Origin of the sequence: Protofrankia symbiont of Coriaria myrtifolia (genome assembly GCF_900634755.1) — a bacterium.
GTDB lineage: Bacteria > Actinomycetota > Actinomycetes > Frankiales > Frankiaceae > Protofrankia > Protofrankia coriariae.
This window is the reverse complement of the sequence record NZ_CAAAFS010000059.1, coordinates 1805-6229: the sequence shown is the minus strand read 5'-3', so window position 1 is coordinate 6229 and position 4425 is coordinate 1805. Positions and strand designations below refer to the sequence as shown.

Sequence of the window (4425 nt, the reverse complement as noted above, 5' to 3'; positions counted from 1 at the left end):
CCCCACATTTTCGACAGGCACGTTATAGGCGACTTCCACCCGGGGCGCCTCCACCAGGCCGATTCGGGCGTGCAGGGCCCTCAGCGGCCGTGGTGCCCACCAGTTGACGTTGCCGGCCAGGCGCATGAACGCCGGTACCAGTACCCCGCGGATCAGGGTGGCGTCCAGGACGATCGCCAGGGCCGTGCCGATGCCGAACATCTGCATGAACGTCACCGACGACGTGGCGAAGGCCACGAAGGTCACCGCGAGCAGCGCCGCGGCGGTGGTCACGATCCGCCCGGTACGGGCGAGGCCGGTGGCGACGGCCTCGGTGTTCGGGACGCCCCGGTCGTGCTCCTCCTTGATCCGGGACAGCAGGAACACCTCGTAGTCCATGGACAGGCCGAACGCGATACAGAACAGCAGCACCGGCATGGAGGTGTCCAGCGGCCCGGGCAGGAAGCCCAGCGCCCCGGACAGGTGGCCGTCCTGGAAGACCCAGACCGCGGCGCCGAGCACAGCGCTCAGCGACAGCGCGTTGAGCACCAGGGCCTTCAGCGGCATGACGACGCTGCCGGTGAACAGGAAGAGCAGCACGAACGTGGTCAGCGCGATCAGCCCGACGGCCAGTGGCAGATGGTCGGAGATGGTCGCCTTGCCGTCGACGAGCACCGCGGACGGACCGCCGACGAGCACGGACGTCCCGGCCGGAACGGGCCGCCCGCGCACGGCCCTGGCGAGATCCTGCCCGGCGTCCGACGCCGGGTCGACCGAGGGGACCACCTCGAGATAGGTCGAGGTACCGGCGGAGAACCGGGAGTCCGTGGGGGCGGGGGGCGTCACCTGGCGGCCGGCGGCGTAGGTGCCGGCCGCGCTGTTCACCCGAGCCACGTTCGGTAACGAGGACAGGTCGCGCGCGTATCCGTCCGGTGCGGGCCCGCCAGCCGGAGCGCCCCCGCCGGGGCCGCCAGCCGCCCCCTCCAGCACGACGGTCGTGGCGGCGGCGGTGTCGGCGGCGAAGTCCGTCCGGATGACGTCGCCGACCTGCCGGCTGGAGGCGGTGCCGCGCAGCACCCGGTCGTCCGGGGTGCCGAAGGAGACGTGCAGAAAGGGGATGCCCAGCATCAGCAGCACGGCGACGGCGGGCACGCCGACGAGCAGCGGCCGGCGCATGACAGCGGAGGCGACGGCGCGCCAGGCGGGTGATTCGGAGGCCTCCCGGGGGCCGGCTGCCGCCCCAGCGGCCCGCCGGCGGCGGATCAGCCCGATCAGCCCGCCGACCCGCAGCGCGTTGACCCGCGGCCCGAGCAGCACAAGTATGGCCGGCAGGACCACGGTCGCGCTGAGGACCGCGAAGACCGTCACGGCGATACCGGCATAGGCCATCGACTTCAGGAAGTAGGGCGGGAAGACGAGCATCACGGCGAGTGCCGCCACGACGGTGGCGCCGCTGAAGACGATCGTCCGACCGGCGGTCCGCAGGGTGGTGGCGACCGCGTCGGCGCGGTCCCGCCCGCTGGCGAGTTCCTCACGGAACCGGCTCACCATCAGCAGGGCGTAGTCGATACCCAGGCCCAGGCCCAGGGCCGTGGTGAGGTTGACCGCGAAGATCGAGACGTCGGTGAGGCTGCCGAGGACGGAGAGGATCGCAAGCCCGCCGAAGATGCCGACCACGCCGACGGCCAGCGGCAGCAGTGCGGCCACCACGCCGCCGAAGGCCACGATGAGCAGCACCATCGTGATCGGGATGGCCACCGACTCGGCCAGGGCAAGATCGGTGGTGACCTGGTCGTTGATGTTCTCGCCGATGGTGGCGGCACCGCCGGGGGTCACCGTCACCGGGCCGGGGACGTCCCTGGCCTGCTCGTACCGGGCGACGAGATCCTCCGCCACGTCGTCGTCGGAGGTGTAGGCGAGCACGAGCGCGTGCCTGCCGCTTTCGGAACGCAGGGGCGGCCCACCGCTGTCCCAGTACGAGACCGCCCTGTTCACGCCCGGCTCGGCCGCGAGGGTCCGGGTGAGCTCCCTGCCGGCGGCCGTGACGTCGGGAGCGTCCACCGTCCCGGCGCGGGCCGTGACCAGCAGGACCAGGCTGGGCTGGCCGCCGAAGCGCTCCTCCACCGCCTGGTCGGCGTGGGTGGAGCCCGACCTGGGATCGTCGAACCCACCGGTCTGGAGCTTGCCGAAGGCGGTGACGCCGAGCACGGCCGTCGCGCCCACGAGCAGCAGGGTTGCCAGCAGGACAAGCCCGGGACGGCGTGTGACCAGGCGCGCGAGGCGTGCGAACACCGGAACCTCCGGAGAGTTGTCATCGTTCTAGAGAACAGTGTTCGCGTACACCGGGCGCAGTCAAGACATCCAGTCGAAAAAGTTGACAGTGTTCACCGGACGAACCAGCATGGCCAGCGTGGCCCAGCCGGTCTCCAGACGCGAGCGCCTCCGTCTCGCCACCATAGACGAGATCAAACAGACTGCCCGTGATCAGCTCGACGAGCACGGCGCGGCCGGGGTGTCCCTGCGTGCGGTGGCCCGGGCGATGGGGCTCACGCCATCCGCCCTCTACCGATACTTCACCAGCCGGGACGAGCTGATCGCCGCGCTGGCGGCCGACGGGTTCGCCTCCCTGGCCGACACGCTGGAGGAGGCCTTCGACCTCGCGCCCAGGGACAACCATGCCAGGCGCTGGCTCGAGGTCACCCGCGCCTACCGCCGCTGGTCACACGAGCACGTGACCGAGTACATGCTCATCTTCGGGACGCTGGGACTGGACTACACCCCGCCGGCAAGCCAGCCGTGTGACGGCACGGAACGCTCGGTCGCGGTGCTGTTCCGCTGCATGGCCGAGGCGATCGACGTCGGGCTGATCGACCCCTCCCGGTTCGCCGCCGAACTCACGCCGGCACTGCGCGCCGAACTTGAGGAATGGCGGGCCGACACCCGCAACACGATCCCGCCGGAAGGGCTCGCCGCCTGCCTGATCGTCTGGACGCAGCTCCACGGGTTCCTGTCCCTGGAGCTGTTCGGCCATCTCCCACCCGTGATCCGGGACGTGGGCGCGCTGTTCGATCAGCAGATGCTCGACGTCCTGCTTCGGTGCGGCTACCAGGGCCCGGTCGACTTCGTGCCCGGGCGGCAGGAACACGGCCGACCGGAGTAGCAGCGAACTGACGGCTGGCCAGCCCCGGCGGCGTGGCCCGGGGCCGGCCAGCCCGCTTACGCGGACGCCCGCATCCGGCGTTCGAGCGCCTTCAGCGCCGCGTGGCGCGCGGTCTTGATCTCGAACATCCGCGCCTGGTAGGCCCGCGAATTCGCCAGCGGCTGGTAGAAACCAAGCCGGGGAACGAACGCCGCGTCGTCGTAACCGGGCGGACGGTGCAGCGCGTACGTACGCCCGGGATACAGCAGGTCGTAATTGTCGGCGATCTCCCAGATCGCCACCTGTGAATCGATCCGACGGCGGGAGAAATATGCCTCCAGCACGTCGACCGTAAAGCTTATCTCATGGAACTGCTTGACGAGGTCGCGGTAGTCCTGACCGACCTGGTATTTGACCGGCAATGTGACCTGAACGCATTCCGTACCGCCCAGGAAATCCAGGGCGAGCACCTTCAGGGAGGTCTCCACACCGTACCCGCGGGAAAAGGCCAGCGAGCCGAAGAGGTCGGCGTCGACCACGAACTCACCGATGAGCGGCTGCTGGATGGTCGTGACGGCGGGGACGTAGTGGGCCAGCTGTTTGGAGAGCAGGGAGCGCAGCATCTCGGTGGTACGCCCGCCGGGCCGGCCGTCGCCGGTCACCCGCTGGGAACTGCCGTTGACGAACAGCGGCGCGCTGTCGATCGTCGCGGCCGCCGCCAGCAGACCCACGGTGAGCGGGTCATAGTGTTCCAGGTCGGCGTCATGAAATACAAACCGGTCACCGAATGCCAGGTAGGCAAGGCTGCGCATCGCGCCGGCCTTGCCGCCGTAGGAGGGTGACTCGTGTTTCATGTGACGTTCGATCACCGACCGCCCCCGAACGACCCAGCTCGCCCCGGCTTCCGTCGCGATACGTACCAGGTCGTGCTCGTCACCGTCGGACGACGGATCGACAACGACACCGATCTCGTCCAGCACCGGGCGTTCCAGCATCCAGTGCTGGCGATTCAGGGCGACGATGTTACCCAGCGTCCGGGCCGCTTCCGGGCCACGCGCGGGAATGAGCAGGCTCAGGGTGATGCCGTTGGCGAGCTTACCGGCCTCGATGGCGTCGAGGCCGAGGGTGATGGGGTCGAGCGTACGCACGGACGCCCCTCTCTCGTGAGCTTTCCATGAGAACTACCCCCCTTTACTCGAATGGGCCGGAGACGACGCGAAACGGTGTTCGGCGCGTCGTCGCAGGCCCTGAATGAGCCGGACCACCCCCACGGCCACCGAGCCAGCCCTCCCCCGTCGCGCCCCCCG

Annotated in this window: 3 protein-coding genes; 1 reads left to right on the top strand and 2 read right to left on the bottom strand. The window is 69.8% G+C overall.

The features are described 5' to 3' along the window. Window positions 1-2271: MMPL family transporter (locus CM1CMNOD_RS03080; RefSeq protein ID WP_013872210.1), on the bottom strand; the 2271-nt coding region annotated here is incomplete at its 3' end. Window positions 2272-2359: 88 nt separating this feature from the next. Here CM1CMNOD_RS03080 and CM1CMNOD_RS03075 point away from each other — a divergent pair. Then, complete coding sequence (locus tag CM1CMNOD_RS03075) at window positions 2360-3139, top strand: TetR/AcrR family transcriptional regulator (RefSeq protein ID WP_242625428.1); 780 nt, start codon at window positions 2360-2362, stop codon at window positions 3137-3139. Window positions 3140-3195: 56 nt separating this feature from the next. Here the strand turns inward: CM1CMNOD_RS03075 and CM1CMNOD_RS03070 are convergent, their stop codons facing one another. After that, window positions 3196-4266 carry a hypothetical protein gene (locus tag CM1CMNOD_RS03070; RefSeq protein WP_013872208.1) on the bottom strand — a complete coding sequence of 357 codons (1071 nt, stop codon included), beginning with the start codon at window positions 4264-4266 and terminating at the stop codon, window positions 3196-3198. Window positions 4267-4425 lie beyond the last annotated feature (159 nt).